Source organism: Streptomyces sp. NPDC031265 (assembly GCF_055570295.1).
Genome location: NZ_JBVIHM010000034.1, coordinates 49,076 through 67,354 on the forward strand (window position 1 = coordinate 49,076; position 18,279 = coordinate 67,354).

General features: G+C 71.2%; 17 protein-coding genes. 6 read left to right on the forward strand and 11 right to left on the reverse strand.

All coding sequences use genetic code 11. The features are described from left to right. Positions 1 to 156 precede the first annotated feature (156 nt). Positions 157 to 1,296 carry a hypothetical protein gene (locus ACZ499_RS34720; RefSeq protein WP_468680533.1) on the forward strand — a complete coding sequence of 380 codons (1,140 nt, stop codon included), beginning with the start codon at positions 157 to 159 and terminating at the stop codon, positions 1,294 to 1,296. 60 nt (positions 1,297 to 1,356) lie between these two features. Here ACZ499_RS34720 and ACZ499_RS34725 read toward each other — a convergent pair whose 3' ends face one another. From ACZ499_RS34725 to ACZ499_RS34755, 7 genes are all read right to left on the reverse strand, one after another. Continuing rightward, positions 1,357 to 2,400, reverse strand: coding sequence for a DUF6397 family protein (locus ACZ499_RS34725; RefSeq protein WP_468680492.1), 1,044 nt, complete (start codon positions 2,398 to 2,400; stop codon positions 1,357 to 1,359). A 121-nt stretch (positions 2,401 to 2,521) separates the two neighbouring features. Continuing rightward, the gene (locus ACZ499_RS34730; RefSeq protein ID WP_101391259.1) at positions 2,522 to 2,932 is read right to left on the reverse strand and encodes a roadblock/LC7 domain-containing protein; all 411 of its coding nucleotides are present in this window, start codon (positions 2,930 to 2,932) and stop codon (positions 2,522 to 2,524) included. Between the two features lie 108 nt (positions 2,933 to 3,040). Next, complete coding sequence (locus tag ACZ499_RS34735; RefSeq protein WP_468680495.1) at positions 3,041 to 3,634, reverse strand: GTP-binding protein; 594 nt, start codon at positions 3,632 to 3,634, stop codon at positions 3,041 to 3,043. Beyond that, positions 3,615 to 4,028 (reverse strand): DUF742 domain-containing protein, encoded by a 414-nt coding sequence (locus tag ACZ499_RS34740; protein WP_468680497.1) that lies wholly within the window; start codon positions 4,026 to 4,028, stop codon positions 3,615 to 3,617. The genes ACZ499_RS34735 and ACZ499_RS34740 overlap by 20 nt, the downstream gene beginning before the upstream one ends. Positions 4,029 to 4,054: 26 nt before the next feature. Continuing rightward, a complete protein-coding gene (locus ACZ499_RS34745) occupies positions 4,055 to 4,537 on the reverse strand; it encodes a roadblock/LC7 domain-containing protein (RefSeq protein ID WP_468680499.1) in 483 nt (160 codons plus the stop codon). Beyond that, on the reverse strand, positions 4,534 to 7,332 hold the full coding sequence (locus ACZ499_RS34750) for a sensor histidine kinase (RefSeq protein WP_468680501.1): 2,799 nt from the start codon (positions 7,330 to 7,332) through the stop codon (positions 4,534 to 4,536). The genes ACZ499_RS34745 and ACZ499_RS34750 overlap by 4 nt, the downstream gene beginning before the upstream one ends. Positions 7,333 to 7,468: 136 nt before the next feature. Further along, a complete protein-coding gene (locus ACZ499_RS34755) occupies positions 7,469 to 8,269 on the reverse strand; it encodes an MHYT domain-containing protein (RefSeq protein ID WP_468680503.1) in 801 nt (266 codons plus the stop codon). Between the two features lie 180 nt (positions 8,270 to 8,449). On the opposite strand from ACZ499_RS34755, the gene ACZ499_RS34760 reads away from it, so the two are divergent. Then, positions 8,450 to 9,049, forward strand: a complete 600-nt coding sequence (locus ACZ499_RS34760; RefSeq protein WP_468680505.1) for a class I SAM-dependent methyltransferase — start codon at positions 8,450 to 8,452, stop codon at positions 9,047 to 9,049. 52 nt (positions 9,050 to 9,101) lie between these two features. On the opposite strand, the gene ACZ499_RS34765 is transcribed toward ACZ499_RS34760, so the two are convergent. Continuing rightward, positions 9,102 to 9,974: an alpha/beta fold hydrolase gene (locus ACZ499_RS34765; RefSeq protein ID WP_468680507.1), complete on the reverse strand. Its 873-nt coding sequence runs from the start codon at positions 9,972 to 9,974 to the stop codon at positions 9,102 to 9,104. A gap of 126 nt (positions 9,975 to 10,100) precedes the next feature. Between ACZ499_RS34765 and ACZ499_RS34770 the strand changes: the two genes are divergently transcribed. From ACZ499_RS34770 to ACZ499_RS34780, 3 genes are all read left to right on the forward strand, one after another. Next, a complete protein-coding gene (locus ACZ499_RS34770) occupies positions 10,101 to 10,697 on the forward strand; it encodes a PadR family transcriptional regulator (protein ID WP_468680509.1) in 597 nt (198 codons plus the stop codon). Between the two features lie 143 nt (positions 10,698 to 10,840). Next, positions 10,841 to 11,110 (forward strand): hypothetical protein, encoded by a 270-nt coding sequence (locus tag ACZ499_RS34775; RefSeq protein ID WP_468680511.1) that lies wholly within the window; start codon positions 10,841 to 10,843, stop codon positions 11,108 to 11,110. Positions 11,111 to 11,344: 234 nt separating this feature from the next. Then, positions 11,345 to 12,322 (forward strand): hypothetical protein, encoded by a 978-nt coding sequence (locus ACZ499_RS34780; protein WP_468680513.1) that lies wholly within the window; start codon positions 11,345 to 11,347, stop codon positions 12,320 to 12,322. A 62-nt stretch (positions 12,323 to 12,384) separates the two neighbouring features. Here the strand turns inward: ACZ499_RS34780 and ACZ499_RS34785 are convergent, their stop codons facing one another. Further along, entirely contained in the window at positions 12,385 to 15,879 is a 3,495-nt protein-coding gene (locus ACZ499_RS34785) for a hypothetical protein (protein WP_468680515.1), read from the reverse strand. 181 nt (positions 15,880 to 16,060) lie between these two features. Between ACZ499_RS34785 and ACZ499_RS34790 the strand changes: the two genes are divergently transcribed. Further along, on the forward strand, positions 16,061 to 16,588 hold the full coding sequence (locus ACZ499_RS34790; protein WP_468680517.1) for an SAM-dependent methyltransferase: 528 nt from the start codon (positions 16,061 to 16,063) through the stop codon (positions 16,586 to 16,588). 73 nt (positions 16,589 to 16,661) lie between these two features. Here the strand turns inward: ACZ499_RS34790 and ACZ499_RS34795 are convergent, their stop codons facing one another. Further along, positions 16,662 to 16,841 (reverse strand): hypothetical protein, encoded by a 180-nt coding sequence (locus ACZ499_RS34795; protein ID WP_468402487.1) that lies wholly within the window; start codon positions 16,839 to 16,841, stop codon positions 16,662 to 16,664. A 193-nt stretch (positions 16,842 to 17,034) separates the two neighbouring features. Next, positions 17,035 to 18,111 (reverse strand): fatty acid desaturase family protein, encoded by a 1,077-nt coding sequence (locus ACZ499_RS34800; protein WP_468680520.1) that lies wholly within the window; start codon positions 18,109 to 18,111, stop codon positions 17,035 to 17,037. Positions 18,112 to 18,279: the final 168 nt, after the last annotated feature.

Here is an 18,279-nt window from a genome sequence, read left to right on the forward strand (position 1 = left end):
CCTTCGGGTGTGGGCGGAAGCACAATTGCGCGCCCCGATGAACGAGTCGTACCGGACTCCCGTCTTCCCTGCCGGACTCCGCAGGCCCCTGCGAGCAGTCGACGTACCCGGCGGGGAAACAGGAGCTGAACACACGTGCCGGCCATCAGTCAGCGGATGCACCTCGTGCTGCTCACCGCTTGGACCGCTCTCTGGTTCGTCGTGGTGGAGCCGAACGGCGGTTTCTCCTGGCACTACCTGCGCACCGGCGGGGAGTTGATCTACCAGGGGCCGTCCGGCGACGGCACCGGCGGGCTCAACTTGTACGCCCACCATCCCGAGCTGCAGATGGGGCCGGTCAGCTTTCTGATCGCCGGGCTGTTCAATCCGTTCCCCGACTCGACCGGGCAGTTCCTCGCCGCGGCGCTGATGTCGGTGCTCGGCCTGGTGATCCTGGTGCTGGTCGGCCGCAGCGCCGCCTGGCACTTCCTGGGCACGGGCACCAACCATCAGCGGCTGCGCCAGCGCGTCCTCATCGCGGGACTGGCCTTCATCCCGATGTGGATCGAGGTCTCGGTCCGGTTCGGCCACCTCGACGATGTGCTGGCGCTGTTCTTCACGACCCTCGCCGTGCGGGCCGTCACCCGTGGCAACGCGGCCGGAACGGGCATCTGGCTCGCCCTGGCCATGGACTCCAAACCGACCGCGCTGGGCTTCGCCATGCTGCTCTTCGCGCTGCCCAGACAGTCGTGGCTGCGGGCCGGGCTGTGGTGCGCGGGGCTCGTCGCCCTGGCCTGGCTGCCGTTCTTCCTCGGCAACGCGGACAGTTTCGCCGCCACCGGATTCGCGATACCCAACCAACCCGCCTCCGCGCTGCGCTGGCTGGGCGTCGGCGATGCCGAGACCCCCGGTTGGGACCGGCCCGCCCAGGCAGCGCTGAGCCTGGTGCTCGGCGGCATCGCGGTCTGGCGCAAACGCTGGACGGCCGTGGTGCTGCTCGGCGCCAACGCCCGCATCGTCCTCGACCCGAGCGTCTACACGTACTACACGGCGTCCGTCCTGCTGGGCACATTGCTCTGGGACGTGATCGGTCAGCGCCGGCTGGTGCCGTGGTGGAGCTGGCTCGCGCTGATCGCCCTGTACGGCAGTGTCTTCGTCGTCCCGGACGACTCGGCACAGGGCCTGATACGTCTCGCGTTTGTGGTGATCTCCACGACGTACGTGCTGATGTGGCCGCAGCGGGACCGCACACGCAGGCGCGGACACGGGCGGCGCGGGCGGCCTCCAGCCACCGCACAGCATCCGGTGCAGAGCTGATCCGACCGCCGCTCCGATCCCACTGAGGAGCCCTCTCCCCGTCATCGCTGCCACCGGGGATCAGGGCGCGGTGGTCGTCGAGCGGACGGCCGTCCTGGGCCGCCGCAAGCGTGCCAGGCCACGCCTCAGCCTTCCGTGGCGGGCCATCGGATCCACCCGCTCGACCCCGACCGGCTCGAGTTCCCTCCCCTGGGGTTCACTCTGCTTGAGGTCACTCCGCTTGGGTTCGCTCTGCTTGGGTTCCACCGGCCCGGGAGTGGAAGCTGGCCCACGCACGTGGACCGGGCGCGCGGTGGCGGCCGCACCGATCGCGGGTCGCTCCCACTCCGGCCGCGGTGCCGGACGGGTCGAGCGGGCGGTGCTCAGGTGCTGCGCGAGATCCATGCGGTACCACAGGACCTCGTCCGGGTCCTGAGCCAGTTGCAGCCGCTCGATGATCTCCCGAGCGGTGGGCGAATCCGGGCCGACCCGGACCGTTTCGGGTCGGAGTCGGCTCAGATACGCCCGCTCGTAGGGGTCCGTGACCACCTCTGCCAGATGCGCGGAGGCGAGCGCGGAGGCGATGCCTGCGGCACGCTCCCACGGGTCCTCGGTCTGCTGCAGCAGCATGGCGGCGCGGCGGCCACGCCAGTTGCGCGGGCGCCGGTCCTCGCCCGCGCCCAGCCGGACCAGCGTCTCCTTGGGCAGTTGCCGGTCGTTGAGCAGCTCCGGATGCCGAAGGGCCAGGTCGGTCACCTCTTCGGCAAGGTAGAGCCAGACGACGGCCCTGTAGCGGTTGAGGTAGCACTTGACCGGCGTGAAGTGGCCCCCGCGGGCCAGCCGCGTGAAGCGGTGGGCGGGGACGTCGAGCAACTGCGACGCCTCCGCCGTGCCCACCACGCGGACTCGTTCACGCAGCGCTTCCGGGAAGCCTTCGGCCGAGCGGATCCGCTCGATCTCTTCCTGGGCGACCCGTGGGCGCGCACTGAGGTCTTCCCGCACGGTGCGGACATGGCCGAGCTGCACGGCAAGGTCGAATTCGCCGCGCTTCAGCGCCAGTTGCTGGGCCGCTCGGCCCAACGCGGCTGTCTTTCCGCTCACTTTGGCCGTGGTCGTAGTGGTCATGAGGTCCTCCCCCGCGAGTTGCCAATACTCTCGGTGACGACCGTAACTCTCCGTGCGGACATCCCGCTGGGCCTGTGGATAACTTTCGCAAGTTGGACAGTCTTCGCCGTATAACCGCTGCTCAGAGGCCGGATACCGGGGGGCCGGGCCGCCGTGCCGCGACGCCGAGGTGCTCACCGACACGATTGACCAGCAGCGTCATCTCGTACGCGATCTGGCCGATGTCGGCCTCGGCGGTGCCCAGCACGCACAGACAACTCCCGTCGCCCGCCGCCGTAACGAAGAGAACCGCTTCGTCGAACTCGACCATCGTCTGGCGCACGCGGCCGGCCCGGAAGTGGCGGCCGGACCCCTTGGCCAGGCTGTGCAGCCCCGAGGACACCGCGGCGAGGTGTTCCGCGTCCTCGCGGGGCAGATCGGCGCTGGCGCCGGTGACCAGACCGTCGTTGGACAGGACGATGGCGTGCCGCACGTGCTCGACCCGCTTGGTCAGGTCGTCGAGCAGCCAGTCGAGTTCCTTGTTCAGTGCCATTACAGCCTCACCCCACTCATGCGTTCCCCGTTTCCCCCAGGTCTGCGGCAAGCCTTACCCATGGTTCGCGTAGGGGCAAGCAGGGGTTCCGGGCGGTAACGGCACCTGTCATCCGACGGAATCGAGCAGCCGGGCGGTGTGAACGCGCCCGGCGTACTCGACGAGGCGGATCAGGACCTCCTTTCCGGAGTCGCGGTCGCGGGCGTCGCACAGCACGACGGGGGTGCCCTGGTCGAGGTCGAGGGCCCGGGAGACCTCATGGGCGCCGTAGGCGCGCGAGCCCGCGAAGCAGTTGACGGCGACGACGAACGGGATGCGGCGGTGCTCGAAGTAGTCGACAGCGGGGAAGCAGTCCTCCAGGCGTCGTGTGTCGGCCAGGACGACCGCGCCGAGCGTGCCTTGCGACAGCTCGTCCCACAGGAACCAGAAGCGGTCCTGTCCAGGGGTGCCGAACAGGTAGAGGGACAGACCCGACCGGATCGTGATGCGGCCGAAGTCCATGGCCACCGTGGTGGTCGTCTTGTGGTCGACGCCGTCGGTGTCGTCGACGCTCTCACCCGCCTCGCTGAGCAGTTCTTCGGTGCGCAGGGGCCGGATCTCGCTCACGGCGCCGACGAGGGTGGTCTTGCCGACCCCGAATCCGCCTGCCACCAGTATTTTGAGCGCGAGAGCGGGAGTGGGGTCAGAGTGCTCGGAGGCCATCGATCACTTCTCTCAGGATCTTCTCGTCGGGCAACTGCGCGGGCGGTACGGGCCGGTGCACGCTGATGTGACCGGCTTCGAGGAGGTCGCCGATGAGGACCCGGACGACCCCGACGGGCAGATCCGCGTCGGCGGCCAGTTCAGCGACCGACTGGGGCTCCGTCCGGCACAGGGCGAGCAGGGACCGGTGTTCGGGCCCCAGTAACGACTCCTCGGCGGCGCCCGGGGCGTCGGTCGCCATCGAGACCAGGGCGATGAAGTCGAGCCGGATGCCACCGGCGGCCGGTTCGGTACGGCCGCCCGTCATGGCGTACGGGCGGACGAGCGGACCCGCGTCGGCGTCGTACCAGCGGTTTCCCACCGGCCCCGGGGCGGCCTCCTCGTGCTCGGTCATGGAGTGTGACGTCCCTCGTCGTCCGGTCAACCAGCGGCCGGAGGCCGCGCGGTGTGCCGGGGCGGGATGTGCCGGGGCGGGGTGTGCCGGGGCGGGGTGTGCCGGGGCGGGGTGTGCAGATGCTCGCCGACACGCCTGACGAGACGGGCCATCTCGTAGGCGATGAGCCCGATGTCCGAGGTGAGACTGCTCAGCACGGCGAGGCAGGAACCGTCCCCCGCCGCGGCGACGAAGAGGAACCCTTCGTCCATCTCGACCAACGTCTGTCGCACACCTCCGGTGTGGAAGTGGCGTCCGGCTCCCTTGGCGAGACTGTGGAACCCCGAGGCGACGGCCGCGAGATGCTCGGCGTCCTCGCGGCTGAGGCCGTTGGACGCGCCGACGGCCAGTCCGTCGTTGGACAGTACGACGGCGTGCCGGACTTCTCCGACCCGCAGGACCAGGTCGTCGAGCAGCCAGTCGACTTCCCCGGCGCGAACCGGGGAGTCGAGCCTCTGGTGGTCGATCATGCGTGGTCTCCTTCGCTCGTGTGGTCGTCGCCGCAGGCGTCTTCGGCGGCGGAAGAGCCGGTGGTGGTGCGATCGGTGTCAGCACCGACCTCAGGGGCGCGAGAGGTCGTGCCTTGGGCCGCGCCGACACGGGAGACACCTCCATGGGAGGCGCCGCCACGGGCCCAGCCGCCCATGTACGCGGTCATACGGTCCCGGACCACCTCCGGAGTGCGTGTGTCGGCGGCTTCGTCGGTCAGAGGCTCCTCGGTGGGGGCTTCGCGCAGTTGGGGGGCGAGACTCGCCTGTCGTACGCGGCGCGGAAGTCCGTCCCCATGAGCGCTGTCGGGAGCGACAGTCCGGGCCCGATGACGCAGCGTGGCCACACCGGGCGGCGGCGCGGGAGCCGTCGCGGGCACGGTCGTCGCGCGCGTAGGTGGAGTACCGGGCTGGGCGACGAGGGCGGGGCGTACCGCAGTCGGCGCGGTGGAGACAGTCGTGCTGGGGCTCTCAGGGCGATCGTCGTCTGTCCCTTCGGGCCGAGGGGCCGGGGCCGGGGCCGGGGCTGGGGCCGGGGCTGGGGCGAGCGTCCTGCGTTGTTCTTGTCGCGCCCCAGTGGGCGCTCGGTCGTCGCACTCTGCGCCCGACCTGGCAAGCGGTGCCCGCTCTGCGTCGGGGCCGGAGGGCGTTGCCTGTCGCGCGACGGCGGTGATGGCGCTGTCCAGCAGCGCCGTGGGCAGAAGGACGACGGCAGTGGTGCCGCCGTACGGCGAGGTGCGCAGTTGGACCTTGATGCCGTGCCGTGCGGCAAGTCGGCTGACCACGAAGAGGCCGAGGCGGTCGGTGTCGAAGAGGTGGACGGTTTCGGAGTACTCGATCCGGTGGTTCGCCTCGTCGAGGCTCTTTCTGCCCATACCCAGGCCCCGGTCCTCGACCTCCAGGGCGTAGCCGTTGCCGACGGGTTCGCCGCTGACGCGCACCTTGGTGTGGGGCGGCGAGAACTGCGCCGCGTTCTCGACGAGTTCGGCCAGCAGATGGGTGAGGTCGGCGACGGCGCCTCCGGTGACTGCCGCCTCGGGAAGCCGGCGCACCTCTACGCGCGCGTAGTCCTCGACTTCGGACACCGCTGCCCGAACGACGCTCGTGAGCGGAACGGGCACGCTCCAGGCGCGCCCGGGGGCGGCCCCGGACAGGATGATGAGGCTCTCCGCGTGGCGGCGCATCCGGGTGGTGAGGTGGTCGAGGCGGAACAGGTCGCCCAGCTCCCCCGGGTCTTCGGCACGGCGTTCCATGCTGTCGAGTAGGTTGAGCTGTCTGTGGACGAGAACCTGACTGCGGCGGGCGAGGTTGACGAAGACCCCCGAGATGCCGCTGGCGAGTTCGGCGCGTTCCACGGCGGCGGCCAGCGCGGCCCGGTGTACCGTGCCGAGCGCCTCCCCGACCTGGCCGATCTCGTCCTCGGACGCCGGGCCCCTGGGCGCTTCGGCCTCGACGTCGATGTCTTCGCCCGCCCGCAACCGACCCATGGCGGCGGGGAGTTTGCGCCGGGCGATCTCCAGTGCCGTGTTGCGCAGGCTGACCAGTTCGACGACGAGACCGCGGCCGATCCGGACAGAGATGACCAGGGACGCGGCCACAGCCACCAGCCCGAAGAGGACGGCCGCCCCGGCCGGGGTGAGCAGGCCTCGGGCGAACGGATCGGCGCGGGCCACGACATCGCTCACGGCACCGGACTCGATGTCGCGCATGCCCTTCTGAACAGTGGTGAGCGCGTCGTCCCAGGCGGCCTCCGGTACGACCTGGGCCGCGTCGCGTCCGGGCGCCGCGGTCAGCACCTTGTCCTCGGCTGCACGGAGCGCGGCGTACGTGGGCTGCCCGCTCAGGGTGCGCCAGGCGGAGCGTTCCGCGCCGCTCAGGTCGGCTGTGGCAGCGTCGGTGAGGGTGCGGCGCGAGTCGACGGCACCGGCGAATGCGGTGTGATGGGGAAGGGTGAACGTGCGCGCGAGCTGGGCCGAGCTGAGCAGGGCGTCCTCACGGGCGAGCATCTCCGCCGCGCGGCTGAACTCGTGGACCACGCGCGCGTCGGAGCCGAGTGAGCCGTCCTTGATACCGGTGAGCGCACCGGCTACGTCGTAGGCGAGAGCGATGGTGTCGGTGTACTGCTGGTAGGCGGCATCCCAGTCCGCCTTCCGGCCGAGGGCGTTCGCCCGCAGGGCCGGCAGTTGCTGGGCGCGGGACACGAACTGCCGCAGCCGGTCGGCCGCGTCGCCTGGAAGGTCGCCGTCGTCCGCGACGGTGTTCTTGTCACCGAGGCGGAGCTGGGCGAGCGCGCCGTCGGTGCGCTTGGCCTGTTGAGTGAGCGCGGCCGCACGGTCGCCGGCCGGGGAGGACAAGTACCGTACCGCCGCACGCCGTTCGGCCTGGACCTCAGCGACCGCTGCGGCCACGGGTGTACGCACCTGCTCGTCGACGCGGCGCAGCTGGCGCAGGGCCGAGACGTCCTGCGCGGTCGTGACGGTGGCGAATCCCCAGAGGGCCAGCAGCGAGACGATCGGAACCATCAGCAGAGACACGATCTTCGCCCGGACGGTCGTCGGGCGGAGCCGACCGCGCGCCCCTGACTCCCCCGGCTCCCCTGGTTCCGTGCGAGCGCGAACCATTCGCTCATACGCCCATGGACCCTCGATCCGGTCAGCCCCTGAGGAGTGGTCCTCAGCAGCGGGCGGCCCGGCGTGCGCGCGTCGGCCGCGTGCGGGTGGGGGTGACGGGGGGAGCGGCCGGGGGGCGGCGCCCGGGGCCTTGCGGGGTGTGCGCACGGTTCGCCTCGCTTACGGGAACGGTTCTGCAAAAAATCTGGGAACGGCTGTTCTGCGAGCGGAACTTCGGGCCATGGACGGTCGTTGTGGAGAGTGGATGGGCGAGGGGTGAACGGGGCCAGAGACGCGAATGCGGTCAGGGGGCGATCGCGTCGCGAGGGGATGCCAAAGGCGCGTCCACATCCGTGAGTTCGGCAGAGCGGTAGGCGCTGCGCTCACCGGCGGTGGGCGAGAGCGCGACGAAGGCAGAGGTGATGAAGAGGTAGGAGCCAAGACCGACCGCGAGGGGGAAGATGAACTGCATGGCAGTCGCTCCGGGCAGATCTGCGCCGGACGGGGTGACGTGCACACTCACGGCGATCATGCCGGTGTAGTGCATGCTGCTCACGGCCGCGCCCATGACCAGGGCTGCGACGGCAACAGCGGCAGGCGACTTGATGTTGAGTCCGGCCCATAGGGCTGCAGTGGCGGCGACGACCGCGATGAGCACGGAAAGACCTACGAGCGCGGGGTCGTAGTGGACCTGGCCGTGCAGTTGCAGGGCCGCCATGCCGAGGTAGTGCATGCTGGCGACGCCGAGTCCGGTGGTGAGGCCCCCCAGTAGTAGCGCCCGGGTGCGGTCCTTGCCGTAGCCGACGGCGAAGACCCCGGCGCCGACGACGAGCATCGCGACGAGGAGGCTGAGGAGGGTGAGTGGCACGTTGTAGTGAATGTCCGTGCCGGTGACGGCGAAGCCGAGCATCGCCACGAAGTGCATGGTCCAGATGCCGGTGCCGATCGCGGACGCTGCCGTGACAAGCCAGTTGCGGCGGGAGCGGCCGGTCGCCGAGAGCGCCCTGACGGTGCAGCGCAGCCCGAGGGCAGCGCCGATACAGGCCATCGCGTACGACAGCACGGGGGTAAGCCAGCCGAAGGCGGCGTGGTCCAGGTGTCCCATGGCCCCGGGACGGTAGTCCGGCCGGGGGCGCACGACTGGGGCGCATTTCGAAAGCTGTTGAAAATTGACATGACTGGGCCTCTGAACGATCGCGCCGCGTTCGAACGTGCGCACCGAGGACTCGTCTCAGCCAGACGAGTCAGCGGTGGACCGTTCGAGCCGGTGAGGGATCATGGCCAGATGGCCGATGACCACACACACGTTCAGGAATTCTTCGGGGCTCGGGCAGCGGACTGGGACAGCCGCTTTCCGGACGACGGGCCGGCGTACGCGGCCGCGGTCGCGGAGCTCGGGCTGCAATCCGGAGCCTCCGTACTCGACGCCGGGTGCGGGACGGGCCGTGCGCTGCCGCCGCTCCGGGACGCGGTGGGACCCGGGGGCACGGTGCTCGGCCTCGACCTGACGCCCGAGATGCTGGAAGCGGCGGTACGGGCCGGGCGCGGCCGGGCCGGGTGGCTGGCCCTGGGCGATGTGGCCAGGCTGCCGCTTCGGACCGGAGGGCTGGATGCGGTGTTCGGGGCTGGCCTGATCTCACACCTTCCGGAACCGGGGGCGAATCTCCGGGAGTTGGCGCGGGTGGTGCGGCCGGGTGGGCAGTTGGCGCTCTTCCACCCCATCGGACGCGCGGCCCTTGCCGCACGCCAGGGGCGGCAGATCACACCGGACGACCTCCGGGCGGAGCCGCAGTTGCGGCCGCTGCTCGCGGGGGCGGGCTGGCGGATGGTGTCGTACGTGGACGAGGACGCGCGTTTTCTTGCGATTGCTGTGCGGGAGGGGTGACGGGGGTGGGGGGAGGGGGAAGGGGCCCCCTCCCCTTGCCTGACGGTTCCGGTCAGGGCTGGTGGTGGCCCGCCGCCGGGCTGTTGCCGCCTGCCACCGCACAGATGAAAGCCTGGGGGTTGTCGAACATGATGTTGTGGCCGGCGTTCGGTACGACCTCTACGTGGACGCCCGAGGCGGTGAGTTCTTCGCGGCCGGGGAGGTCGTTATCGACGTCGCCTACCAGGTAGGTGCGGTCGATCGGCAGGCCCATCAGGAGGTGGCGCATGGTGGGCTGGGTGCCGCGTACCAGGCCGAGGGCGGTGCGGTGCAGCGCGAGGGGGTCGGCGAGCCTCATCGTCGCCGCCCACAGCGGGCCGATGCGGTCGAGGACGGCCGCGAAGCCGCCGCCGTGGACGAAGTCGTCCTCGGCGTATGTGGCGATGCCGCTGCTCCCGGCCGTCGGGGTGGGGTGGGGGTCGAGATTGGCCTCGGTGAGGACGAGGCGGGACACGAGGTCGGGGCGGCGGGCGGCGAGCACGATGGCCACGGCGCCGCCCATGCTGTGCCCGGCGATGTCGGCTCCGGCGGCGCCCGCCGCGTCGAGGGCGTCGGCGAGGGCGTCGGCGTGCTCCTCCAGGCTGTAGCCGAAGTCGGCCGGGCGGTCGCTGATGCCGTGGCCGGGCAGGTCTACGAACAGTTGCCTGCGGGCGGCGAGGCGGGGGTCGGCGGCGACGTGGGCGTGGTAGACGGTTGATGCCGAGCCGAGGCCGTGTACGTAGACGAGTGGCGGTTTGGCGGCGTTCGGGCTGCGTTCGCCGCGGCCCGCCTCCGGTCGGGCCGCGTCGAGCCGTACTGCCTCAGACAGTTCCTCCGAATCAGGCAGTCCCTCCGACTCGGTCCAGCGGATCTGGCTGCCCTGCTTGTCGAATGCCGTCTGTCGCACGGTTCCGTCCCCCGTTCTGCTTGCGCCTGCCCGGCGCTTCCAAGGCTTGCTTCGGCGCGCTGACTATACATCGGTCTGGATGTATAGCGACATCGATGTACAGCGCTCATGCGGCAGAATGCGGTCATGCTTGAGCTCGCCATCCTGGGATTTCTGTACGAAGCGCCGCTGCACGGCTATGAGCTGCGCAAACGGATCACCGCGCTGACCGGACACGTACGACCTGTCGCCGAGAGCACGCTCTACCCGGCGATCAAGCGGTTGGAGAAGGCAAGGCTGCTGGCGCGGGAGACTCAGCCCGGTGCGGTGGCGGCGCCCCGCCACACGCTCACCCTCACCGCCGAGGGCAGGGCGGAGCTGGTGCGGCGGCTCGCGGAACCCGAGCAGGTGGAGATCACGGACGAGAACCGGTGGTTCACGCTGCTCGCGTTTCTGCGGCACTTGCCCGAGCCCGCCCGGCAGGCCGAGGTGCTGTGGCGACGACTACGCTTCCTCGAGGAGCCCGCGAGCTTCTTCTACGAGGGCGAACGTCCGCTCAGGGCCGAGGAGTTGGACGACCCTTTCCGGCAGGGGATTCTTACCGTGGCCCGGGCCACGAGTGCGGCGGAGTTGAAGTGGCTGCGTGCCACGCTCCGGTCGCTTGGATCACCCGAGCCGGGCGCCACGACCGACACGACCGATGTGACCGGCACAACGAGGTCGCGCGGCTCGAACCGCTCGTAAGCCGCTCACGGCACGGCACTCGCCGACGGTTCACGTCAACCGACCCGCTCCGACCCCTATCTGTCACCAGGTCGTCAACTCTAGCTTGAGAAAGGCACGTTGATTCGCACCAGGCGAGCGCACCCGCAGGGAAGGCGGTCCGGATGTTTCGTATGTTCGGCAAATTCCGGAAGCCGGAACGGCGCGAGCCCGTGCGACAGCACAACATCTTCGAGGCCGCCGCCACCTACGTCGCGGCCTGCGCGGACGACGACCAGGAGGCGCTCGACGAGGCGGTCGGGTGGGTGTCGCCGGAGGCGATGTCCTTCGGGGTGCGGGAGCTGGCGTGCCGGGCGCTCATCGCGCTGGCGCGGGAGCGCGACGAGTCGCCACAGGCCGTTGCACGCTCGCTCATGGGGTTGCCGGCCGCCTGACCCCGTACCGGCTGGGTCGGTGCACGATCAGGGCACGCGATCTGGGCTGATTCCACGCGATCTCGCCCCATCCCCTCCGATGTCACCCGATCTCTCCGCGCGCCGCGCCTGACCTCTCACCTTGCCCGGTCCCATCGGTTTCCTTCGCAGCGTCCTCCGGTGCAGCAAACCCTCGACGATCGGGTTACCGACTGGTTATGGTGCGCCGACGAGCGATCCGAAGGGGAGGGTTCCGTGACCGGGACGGACGAGGCCGCGACTGCCACAGCCGCAGCCGACGCGGTCGATGACGACGCGCTGTATGTGCTCACGGCGGTGTTGCTCACGCCCGCGCAATTCCCCAGCGTGCTCGGTGACGACTTCCCGGAGGCGTGTGCAGCCCTCGACCTCGAACCGTACCCGGGTGGCTACGGCCTGGTCCTCGGCCAGGACGGGAGCGGCGCCCGTTGGACCGTGATCATCCACGACGTGTCGCTGGTCGCGGTGGCGATCGCGTCGTGGGACTGCGGGATGGAGTACGACTTGTCTCCGGACGAGCGTACTGTGGTGGCCGCGCTGCCGGGCTGGCCGTTGGAACTCGCCGTCGCCGCGCCCGGAGTGGCGCCGCCGCACGACCCCGAGCCCGAGCCGGACGAAGACGGCACGATGCGGCCGCCGCTCTCGCCACCCGACACGAGCGTGTGGGGCTCCGCGCAACGGCGTCTCGGCGCCGACGAAGTCGCCCTCCAGTGGGCGATGTGGCGCGGCCAGATAGCCGACGGCGAGGATGAGGGCGAGGGCGGCAGCGACGGCGGCGGCGAGGACGCGGAGCCGACGGCGTCCGCAGAATCGAATGACCCTGCGGATTCCGTACCGGAAGCTGCCGAATCGGACTCTGCCGAACCGTCGGCTTCCGAGACCTCGGAGGAGCCAGATGCCGACGCCTCCGCCGCCACCGGCATCCTCAACGCGCGCGTAGAGCGAGTTCTCGACGAGGTACGCCAGTACCTCGACTCCCCTCCCCCGCTCGGGCGTGTCCGGTCGAGCTTCGCGCCGGGCGGGGCGCGTATGTTGCGGGCCGATGGCCCTGGGTGGTCGATCGTCGCCAGGACCGACGACATCGCGTTCGTGCTGCTGGACGACGAGCCGGGCGAGGTGACGCCGGTGGGGCGCGGACCCAAGTTGCCGGAGCTCCTGGAAGCCTTGGACGCGATCGCCGTACGGCCGTCCTGAGCCACACCCGCGCACCCAAAGCCGCCCCCCGGCCGTCTCAGCCCGCCCCCGGCCCGCTCCCCTCACCCACCCCCAACAGGCTCGGTCAGCAGCGCCGCCATCGCCGTATCGGGGTCGGGATGGCGGCGGAGCGCGGACAGTTCGGCGCGCCATGCCGCGTCCCAACCCGTACGCGCCCCCGATGCCCGTACGAGGACTTCCGCAAGCAGTCCGGCGGATGGTGTGCCGCGTTCACGCAGCATGCGGGCTGTGCGGAGCGTGGTCTCGGCATGGCGGACAGGTGTGGCTCCGAGGCTGAACCCGCTCAGGTCCGGCAGCCGACCGGGATGGTCCGCGACCAGCCGCAGCGCCTTCGCCCACCGTTCGGGCGCCGGGTCGCCACGCCGGAGTGCGGCCCACGCCGCATCCAGGGCGAGGCGCGCGGCCTCGCGCAGCAGCCCGGCATCCTCCAGAGCTGTCGCCAGTGCGTCGGCGCGGCGCACCTCCACGTACGAGCCGTAGCCCGAACTGACCGCGGTCGCGCACCCTTCGAGCCGCCGCAGGGCGTCTCGCCGCCTCACGTGCTCCGTGTTCGAACTCGCCGTCGCCTTTTCCACGAGAACGCTGAGGACACACCCCAGAACATCACTCGACGGGCGCCCCATCGCGACCTCAGCGGCCCCAGCGGCCTCAGCCGCCTCAGCCGCCTCAGCGACCACGGCAGCCTCGACGCCCCCGGCGCCCTCGGCGATTGAGGTCATCCCCGCAATCGCCGCGACCGCCGCATGCCACACCTTCGACGGCCGCCCCTCCGCAACCGCGGCCTCCCCCAGCGCGTGGGCCGCGTCCCGCATGACGGGACTCTCCCCCACAATCTGCCCGGCCAGAGTGGCGCAGGCCGCGGCGGCGCTGTCGTCGTCGCCCTCGCGGACCACGCGCGCGAGGAAGGCGATGTACGCGGCGGACGCCACGGACCGCGTGATGGCCGCATCCCGGACGGCCGGTTCGCGCACACCCTCCAACAGCCGGCGGCCGATGCCGTCCCGGCCCGCGAGCCGAAGCAGGAAGGGGGCGATCGCGGCCCGTACGTCCCGGTGCTGGTGCGGCTGGTCCCACGCCTCGATCAGTGCCGCGCCGACGCCCTCCCCACCCAGAACCCCGAGCGTACGGGCCGCCTCCTTTCGGGAACCAACCGGCATCGACGGTGAGTTGAGAAGAGGAGTGAGTAGCGCGATCGCTTGGCCGTCGGGAGCCTCGGCCAGGAGACGACGCAGGGAGGCGACGGCCGCGCGGCCGCGCACGCCACCGGTTCCGGCGTGCCGCAGCAGTGTGACCAGGAACTCCGGCGTGGCCGGACCGGTCTCACCGAGGGCGGTGAGGGCAGCGGCCGAGACCGGTTGGAGTGCATGCTCGGCAAGGGGGTGGAGGTGGGCGGGTGACCGGAGGTGGGCCGCCGCGTCGGCGCGGACGCGCATCGGCGCCCGCTCGTCGGTGGCGACCACCGCAAGCGCCTCGTACCACTCCTGGCGTTCTTTCGGCCGCCAGCGTCCGGAGGCTCCGGCTCTCGGCCGGGGCACCCATGCCCCGCCTCGTGGCCGGATCCTGCCGCGCAGCCCCCGCCCGTCGCCCGCTTGCACGGCCGCGAGGACGGGTGCGAGCAGATCGGTGCGACGTTCGGTGATCGTCGTCAGCACCTCGGGTACGGCGGCGAACGACGGGTCCGCCGCGATCAGTTGGGCAGAGCGGTCCTCCCGCATACCAACCGGGGCCACCCATACGGCGGCCGCGCGGGCGGCGGCCCGAGGGTCGTCGTCCGTGAGCGCGGTCCGGCGCATCAGGGCGTCGGCGTCCGGCAGTTCGGTGAGGTGCGACGCGAGCAGTTCGGCCAGCACGATCCGAAGAGCGGGGTCCTCGGGTGATGCCGGCTGTGCCGGCTCAGACGAGGATGCCGTCTCCCAGATATGACGTGCCGAGGCCAGATCCACGCGCAGCGGGCGAGACGAGCCGCGGTGACGCGGGTCGGTGACGACCTGGCAGAGGAGCAGGGCGGCGGTCGCCGCGCGCTCCCGGTCTCCGCGCGCGGCGGCGCTCTCCGCCGTGCGGCGCAGCAGCGACGCGGCGGCGGCGAGGGTCTCCGCCTTGGAGTCGCGGGACTGGACGGCCGTCAGTGTGGCGTCCCGGAGGACCTGTTCGGGTAGGGCGGCCAGCAGGCGCGCGGCGGTTCCCGCCAGTTGTTGCAGCGTACAGCGGCGCACCTCCTCCTGGTCGTGCCAGGCCCGTTCGCAGCTCAGTGCGATGCGGGAGAACTCGTCCGGATCTCCCCTGAGTTCGGCGCATGCCAGCAGCGCGGGCCACGCGAACACTCGCTGGTGGATCCGATGCTGGGAGGCTTGTTCTCGCAGGATCGGTTCGGCGTCCGCGAGAGGCAGGCCGACGGCCACGGCGATGAGATGGACCGGGCGTCGCTTCCAGCGCTCAAGGCATGCGTCACTGAACTCGGCGCGGTCGGCCGGTTCGAGGGCGGCGAGGGCGACCAGCGGGACCCGGTGTCCCGTGTCGCCGCCTGCCCGTTCGGCGACGAGCCGCCGCCGTTCGGCCGGGGGCAGCAGCGCGAGCAGGGGGTCGGCGGCCACCTCCTGCCGTCCCGGTGCGCGCATATGGCTGCCCGTGGCGCGGCAACGAGTGGCCAGTTCGACGAGGTCGGGCGCAGGGAGGGCGCGGAGCGCGGCGACGGCCGCCCGGCCCAAGGGGCCCGCCGGTACGGTCAGTTCGAAGGGTCCGGCCTCCTCCCTCAGCGGGACAGGCGAGAGTGCGCGGATGCCCCGCAGGACGTCGAGGAGTTCGGCGGGGCGTCGCAGGAGTGCGACAGCCGCGCGTTCCCCGATGAGGCGGGGCGCGTCGCGCAGCATAGACAGGCCCGCCGCCGCGTCGCGTTCCGCGACGACGGTGGCGACGAGCTTCCTGCCCTGCGCATAGCGGTAGGCGTACGGACCGTCGGCCCGTTCGCCGTACTCCTTGATCAGCAGGGCCGCGACGGCGGCCGGCGCGGTACGGGCGAGGGTGGACAGCACCCCTGGCGGGACATCCGTCCGGGGCAGCCAGCGGGCGACTGTCCCGGGTGAGCAGGCGCTGAGCAGCCGGGCCGCTTCCTGGGCGCCGTGGCGTTCGTACACCTCGGGCAGGAGCCGATCGGCGAGGCGGCGACGGCGGCTGAGCCGCAGTACGCGGTACGCGGAGTGGCGCACCGCGCGGATGTCGCTCAACGCGAGGGCGGCGAGCGGCTCTTCCGGCACCGGGAGCCTGATGGCCGCGGCGAGCGCCCGGCGGCGCAGCACGGGGTCGTCGAGTGCTGCGACCACGGTGTCGAGGTCGCGGCGGGCGACGGCGAGGAAGAGTCCGGTGTGCCGTTCGTCCTCGTCACCGGCGTCGAGGGCGCGGTGCAGGGTGGCGTACGCGTCCGGGGCGAGCGTTCGCGCGTAGCGCGCGAGGGCGGGCATCCGGGCCGGGAACGGCAGGGAGTCGAAGTGGGCGCTGATCCACTCGGGGGTCAGCGGCTGGGGCGGAGTGGAATGGGCCATCAACGATCACCGTGGGATCGTGAGGCCTCCTTTCGGATCATCATGCGTACGATCCTGGCAGCCTGTCGATCGATGGGCAATGCGATTTCGGGCGGGCGGCAAGGCACCACTGTTGCAAGGGCAGCCTCGAATCGCATACGGAGCCGGCCCTCGGATGCGGATCGGGTACGGGAGGAAGCACATGGCGGACGTTGGAGCCCACGCGCGCGGCGCGGAAGTGGTGTGCCGGGCGGTGGGGCGGGTGGTCGGCGGGCGGGCCGAAGTGGCCGACGATCACTGGGGCGGTGAGTCGGCGGTGATCCAAATCGACGCCGAACAGTTCGGCCCTGAGGCGCTGTTCGGCCTGACGGACTTCTCCCATCTGGAGGTCGTGTACCACTTCGACCGGGTGGCACCCGAGAAGATCGAGTCGGGCGCGCGCCGTCCGCGCGGCAACCCCGACTGGCCGCTGGTCGGGATCTTCGCCCAGCGCGGCAAGAACCGCCCGAACCGGCTCGGCGTCTCGCGCTGCCGTGTGGTGAAGGTGGAAGGGCTGGACATACACGTCACCGGCCTGGACGCGGTGGACGGCACCCCGGTGCTCGACATCAAGCCGTACATGGCGGAGTTCGGCCCACGCGGCGAGACGGTCCAGCCGGAGTGGTCCACGGAGCTGATGCGGGACTACTACGCGGGCGAGCCGGTGTCCGGGAGCGGCCTCGACGACTGAAGGGCTGCACGCCGAGGCCAGGCCGGAGCCGTAACCGCAACAGGCCGGAGCCTGGCCAGGCCCAGAGCCACCGTCAGCGCAGTTCCTTGCGGGTGATGTGGCGCAGCCTGCGGCGCTGGCTCGGGTCCAGCAACAGATAGGCCACGACGGGCACCCCTATGAGCACCAGCAACGCCGGCAGGAATCCGATCAGCGGGATCAGGACGAGTCCCACCACTACTCCACCGGCGGCGATCATCGCGCGCTTCGACATGTCCGTCGCCTCCTTCGCGGCCGCTGCTGCCGCCGCTCTCTGTCCAGGGAACGCGTGGCCGCGTCCTCCGGTTCCCGGCCCCGCGTCCACTTCCGCGCGGCACGCCGGCCGTCTGTTTCCACTATGCGGCAGCGGTGCGACAGGGCCCCGCGTCCGTGCCCCGATTCCGCGCTCCGATTCCCCCTTGCGTCAGCTACACGGCCGCACCCCGGCGCAGCGGCGCTCCGACGGCGTGCATGTGCCGCAGGGCCTGCCGGTAGGAGTCGATCAAGGAGGTCTCGGCGTACGGGATGCCGACGGCCCGGCAGTGGGCGCGGACCAGCGGCTGGACGAGCCGCAGGTGGGGCCGGGGTACGTTCGGGAAGAGATGGTGCTCGATCTGGTAGTTCAGTCCGCCGAGGAACCAGTCGGTGAGCGGTCCGCCGCGCACGTTGCGCGAGGTGAGGACCTGGCGGCGCAGATGGCCCCAGCCGTCGTCGTCGGCGTCGGGCATCTCCATGCCCTTGTGGTTGGGTGCGAAGGTCATACCCAGGTGGAGTCCGAAGAGGGCGTGGTGCAGCAGCGCGAAGACCAGCGCCTTGCCCGGCGACAGCACGGTCAGCAGAAGGCCCGTGTAGGCGGCGAGGTGTACCACGAGGAGCGTGCCCTCGACGGCTCGTTCCCGCCGGGGCTGCCTGCGCAGGTCCTGGAATCCGTACACCTTCAGGGCGATGCCTTCGAGCAGCAGCATCGGGAAGAACAGCCGGGCCTGGTTACGGGTGAGCCAGCGTGCGAACCCCTCGCGGCGCTCGGCCTGCTTCTCGGTCCACACGAGCGCGCCGACGCCGACGTCCGGGTCCTTGTCGACGTGGTTGGGGTTGGCGTGGTGGCGGTTGTGCTTGTCGTTCCACCAGGCATAACTCATACCGAGCAGCAGATTGCTGTGGAGCAGGCCGACGGCCCGGCCCGCGCGGCGGCTGCGGGTTATCTGGGCGTGGCCCGCGTCGTGGCCGAAGAACGCGGTCCGGGCCCAGAACACCGCGAGCGGCACGGCGTACAGCAGGGTCCACCAGGTGTCTCCGGTGAGCGCCATCACGGTCACGGTCGCGGCGAGGGCGAGAAGGTTGACGGCGATGCCCCGCGCGTACCAGCCGGTGCGCCGCTCCAGCAGCCCGTGCCCCTTGACCGCCTTCAGGAGCGGTGCGAATTCGCTGCCCCGTCCGGTGGGGCGCGGTGGCGCGAGCAGGGTGGCGCTCGCGCCGCTCTCGGCGTTCGCAATGGCCTGGGGCATGGTCGGTCTCCGGTCGCTGGTCTGCCGCAGTCACCTGCGCTGACCTCATGAAACGTACGAATCCGGGGCTCCTGGCCGCTATGGCGCCACCACCCGGACCGGGCGGGGGCCTGTCCCGAGGTCATGGTGGTGCTGACGCCACCCCGAGCGAGCGAGGCGCGCCCCACG

Excerpts from the sequence above, each read along its gene's own strand:
- ACZ499_RS34775 (WP_468680511.1), top strand. The coding sequence starts at position 10,841 with ATGTTTCGTATGTTCGGCAAATTCCGGAAGCCGGAACGGCGCGAGCCC.
- ACZ499_RS34790 (WP_468680517.1), top strand. The coding sequence starts at position 16,061 with ATGGCGGACGTTGGAGCCCACGCGCGCGGCGCGGAAGTGGTGTGCCGG.
- ACZ499_RS34720 (WP_468680533.1), top strand. The coding sequence starts at position 157 with ATGCACCTCGTGCTGCTCACCGCTTGGACCGCTCTCTGGTTCGTCGTG.
- ACZ499_RS34800 (WP_468680520.1), bottom strand. The coding sequence starts at position 18,111 with ATGCCCCAGGCCATTGCGAACGCCGAGAGCGGCGCGAGCGCCACCCTG.
- ACZ499_RS34795 (WP_468402487.1), bottom strand. The coding sequence starts at position 16,841 with ATGTCGAAGCGCGCGATGATCGCCGCCGGTGGAGTAGTGGTGGGACTC.
- ACZ499_RS34755 (WP_468680503.1), bottom strand. The coding sequence starts at position 8,269 with ATGGGACACCTGGACCACGCCGCCTTCGGCTGGCTTACCCCCGTGCTG.
- ACZ499_RS34730 (WP_101391259.1), bottom strand. The coding sequence starts at position 2,932 with ATGGCACTGAACAAGGAACTCGACTGGCTGCTCGACGACCTGACCAAG.
- ACZ499_RS34770 (WP_468680509.1), top strand. The coding sequence starts at position 10,101 with ATGCTTGAGCTCGCCATCCTGGGATTTCTGTACGAAGCGCCGCTGCAC.
- ACZ499_RS34725 (WP_468680492.1), bottom strand. The coding sequence starts at position 2,400 with ATGACCACTACGACCACGGCCAAAGTGAGCGGAAAGACAGCCGCGTTG.
- ACZ499_RS34760 (WP_468680505.1), top strand. The coding sequence starts at position 8,450 with ATGGCCGATGACCACACACACGTTCAGGAATTCTTCGGGGCTCGGGCA.
- ACZ499_RS34735 (WP_468680495.1), bottom strand. The coding sequence starts at position 3,634 with ATGGCCTCCGAGCACTCTGACCCCACTCCCGCTCTCGCGCTCAAAATA.
- ACZ499_RS34785 (WP_468680515.1), bottom strand. The coding sequence starts at position 15,879 with ATGGCCCATTCCACTCCGCCCCAGCCGCTGACCCCCGAGTGGATCAGC.
- ACZ499_RS34740 (WP_468680497.1), bottom strand. The coding sequence starts at position 4,028 with ATGACCGAGCACGAGGAGGCCGCCCCGGGGCCGGTGGGAAACCGCTGG.
- ACZ499_RS34745 (WP_468680499.1), bottom strand. The coding sequence starts at position 4,537 with ATGATCGACCACCAGAGGCTCGACTCCCCGGTTCGCGCCGGGGAAGTC.